This is a genomic window from Cetobacterium sp. ZOR0034 (genome assembly GCF_000799075.1).
In the GTDB taxonomy this organism is placed as follows: domain Bacteria; phylum Fusobacteriota; class Fusobacteriia; order Fusobacteriales; family Fusobacteriaceae; genus Cetobacterium_A.
Window position 1 is genome coordinate 1 of record NZ_JTLI01000103.1, and the last position, 1,238, is coordinate 1,238.

At 32.4% G+C, this 1,238-nt stretch carries 1 protein-coding gene; it reads right to left on the minus strand.

What is annotated here, in order from left to right:
* Positions 1-94 precede the first annotated feature (94 nt).
* On the minus strand, positions 95-1,126 hold the full coding sequence (locus L992_RS12445) for an efflux RND transporter periplasmic adaptor subunit (protein WP_047382485.1): 1,032 nt from the start codon (positions 1,124-1,126) through the stop codon (positions 95-97).
* Positions 1,127-1,238: the final 112 nt, after the last annotated feature.

Genomic DNA, 1,238 nt, shown 5'->3' on the forward strand with positions numbered 1-1,238 from the left:
TAAGAATACCATCGAAACCATCACCATTACCGTTGCAACTGGTCTACGTATAGCAATACCTGCTAATGACATATATATTTCACCTCTTCAATTTCTATTTTGTTTCGTTATTTATTGTAACTTCGTCTCCATCAGCTAATCCAAATATACCATCAGCTACAATCAAATCTCCCACTTGCAACTCTTTTGATATAATTTCAATGTTTGGTTTTACAGTAGCCCCTGTTTTTACCTCTACTCTTTTTACTTTTCCATTCTCTATTTTATAAACATAACTTAATAAATCTCTTATAAATACAGATTCTTGTGGAACAACTAAGCTCTCTCTTTTTTCTGTAGGTATAACTACTTTTGTATACATTCCATCTTTTAATTCTTTTGATTTATTATCTACCGATAATTTTACTGGGAATTTCTTTGTTTCAGAGTCTGCTATTGGATTGATTGATTTAATCTTTCCATCAAACTCTTTCCCACCTAAATCAGATACCATTAAAGTTACTGGTGAACCCTCTTTTACACTGCTCAGCCAGTATCCTGGGAAGTCTACAGTTATCTCCATCATGTTCTCATCTACAACTGTAAATACTGTTGAATTCGCTTCTACTATATTCCCTGATTTAAGATTTAGATTTCCTACTAATCCTGTTATCTCAGATCTTCTTGTTAATTTATTAAAATTAGATTCTTTCGATGCATAATCCGCTACCGCATTTGTATAGGCATCTCTATAACTTAAAAATTCAAGTTGTGACACCATTTGCTTTTCGTAAAGCTTATTAAATTTTTCATAGTTATTTTTTGTTGATTGTAAATTAAATTTAGCTGCCTCAAAGCTTGATTGAACTTTAGCATCTGTAAATCTTACTATAACCTCACCCTTGTTAACAAAATCTCCGTTCTTCTTTAGTACAACTGCTACCGTACCTTGAGTATCTAGTGTATGATTAACTTTTTCTTGTGGAACTAAGCTTCCATCTGTCGTATACACATCCGCTACTTCTTCTTTAACTATTTTTGTTACTACTACTGGTTTTTTTGGTTTTTCTACTACTGCTTCCTCTTTTTTTCCACATGCAGTTATTAACATCGCTGCTGCTGATAATATGAATAATCCCTTCTTCATGTTTCCTCCTAATATTAAATAAGTGATGATCTGTACGTTTCAAATGCTACATAGTAATTTAATACTGCTGAGTTATAATCTACAGCTGCTTGTCTATATTGACTCTCTGACA